The sequence below is a fragment of the Caballeronia arvi genome (genome assembly GCF_001544695.2).
GTDB lineage: Bacteria > Pseudomonadota > Gammaproteobacteria > Burkholderiales > Burkholderiaceae > Caballeronia > Caballeronia arvi.
In genome coordinates this window covers 1-1,134 of record NZ_FCOM02000258.1, presented here as the reverse complement: position 1 = coordinate 1,134, position 1,134 = coordinate 1, and the positions used below count along the sequence as shown (strand labels likewise).

Below are 1,134 nucleotides of genomic sequence, written 5' to 3'. Positions count from 1 at the left end.
AATTGACGTGCTACTGGGCCCAGTCGACTGATCCGTGTTTTCACCCGACCGAATCGGTACGCTCAGTGATCGTACCTACTGCCGTTCACCGATTCGGCGCTACGGTCTACAAGTGAACGATTGACCGCGGCACGACACTGGACCCTTCGCGGGGTCCAATTCCCGGCCGAGAGGACGGGTATTCTTGATACCGCTGAGCGACGTTGAACGTGCAGCAGTGGAGGGTGATCAAAAAGCCATCGACTACCTGCTCAAGCGGCTCGAAGATACGCCGACGCCTGATCGGCCTTGTCGGAGAATAAGAGACGTTGATAAAAAAAAAGCCTCAGTACCACATAATAATGGCCAATCGGCCGTTCTTTGGCTGGAACGACGTGTTCCCCGACCCCGGCATGACAGTTGCCGCCGTCGACCGGCTCGTGTAGAAAGCTATCGCCGCCGAAAGGCCAGCGACGAGCAGAGTGCTTGACGCTCATATGAACGCCGCCCGGCTTGCTAGAAATCTCGCTGTGATGCTCGACGAGGACTTGGCTGCAGGCTTATATCCGTCGTCTGCAGGCCTGCCTGCGCGCCCTGAAGGAATTCGCCAGGAACGGTATGAATGCCGCCCTCCCTTCGCGGGAATTCCGGCTCTGAACAGGCCACCGAGCACCAGTTATGCGGACAGGTTGCGAAGGTCGATTTCGCGATAGCATTCGAGCTCTCATTCCCGCCTGTTGAAGACACCCGCTTCGAGATCTCTCGTGAAATGCTGTAGCCAATCGCTTTCGTCGCCTATCACGTATTCCCTCTTAACCTGCGTCGATAGCCGGGCTATGGTGACGTAGCCCTGTAGACCAAGGTTCTCGTCACCTTTGGGGTCCGTCGTATCGGTTTCCAGAAGAGCGAAATCGCCTTCTGCCAAGCCAATGCGCTGCAGGGTCGCTAGAAAGTCTTTGTGTTCATCGGGTTCGATCAGCCGCATGTTCGGCCCTCTTGTGTTCAACGGAGACGTCATCGAGCCCTATCGTTATGGGGACCGGCGACACCGTTCAAGTGTGGAGATCTGCGCACCGCACCCATGAGGTACGCGTCGTAATCGCCCCTGTATCGGTACTGCCAGGAAGCAAGCGTCACATCGCTTGCCGTTTTATC

At 56.8% G+C, this 1,134-nt stretch carries 2 protein-coding genes; both read right to left on the bottom strand.

The window, feature by feature from the left end; translation table 11 throughout:
- Positions 1-251: 251 nt before the first annotated feature.
- Positions 252-476 carry a hypothetical protein gene (locus AWB74_RS48555; RefSeq protein WP_327363370.1) on the bottom strand — a complete coding sequence of 75 codons (225 nt, stop codon included), beginning with the start codon at positions 474-476 and terminating at the stop codon, positions 252-254.
- A 227-nt stretch (positions 477-703) separates the two neighbouring features.
- A complete protein-coding gene (locus AWB74_RS44760) occupies positions 704-964 on the bottom strand; it encodes a hypothetical protein (protein ID WP_061152830.1) in 261 nt (86 codons plus the stop codon).
- Positions 965-1,134 lie beyond the last annotated feature (170 nt).

Coding starts and splice junctions, on each gene's coding strand:
- AWB74_RS44760 (WP_061152830.1), bottom strand. CDS start 964: ATGCGGCTGATCGAACCCGATGAACACAAAGACTTTCTAGCGACCCTG.
- AWB74_RS48555 (WP_327363370.1), bottom strand. CDS start 476: ATGAGCGTCAAGCACTCTGCTCGTCGCTGGCCTTTCGGCGGCGATAGC.